The sequence below is a fragment of the Virgibacillus sp. 7505 genome, from assembly GCF_002272135.1.
In the GTDB taxonomy this organism is placed as follows: domain Bacteria; phylum Bacillota; class Bacilli; order Bacillales; family Amphibacillaceae; genus Terribacillus.
In genome coordinates, this window is sequence record NZ_NPBF01000166.1 from 1 (window position 1) to 281 (window position 281).

Here is a 281-nt window from a genome sequence, read left to right on the forward strand (position 1 = left end):
GCCAATCGCAACTTGTTCTAACTGATAACGTTGCGCAAGGTATCCAAATGCTTGGTGTTGTACGACAAAAACGCGGCTTTCTGCGTCTTCAAGAGCAGCTTGAAAGTCCTCATGTAATGCTTGAAGCTCTTTATTGAAGGCTTCTGCATTTTCCTCATAAATCGCTTGTCCGTCTGGATCTGCCTCAATCAGGGCATCGCGGATGATATTAACTTGCTCTTGTGCCAATACAGGGTCTAGCCAAATATGCGGATCGTGTGATTCGTGATCATCAATGATGA

1 protein-coding gene is annotated in these 281 nt (G+C 44.8%); it reads right to left on the bottom strand.

The window, feature by feature from the left end; all coding sequences use genetic code 11:
• Nucleotides 1-281: metal ABC transporter solute-binding protein, Zn/Mn family (locus CHH91_RS18435; RefSeq protein WP_176465861.1), on the bottom strand; the 281-nt coding region annotated here is incomplete at both ends.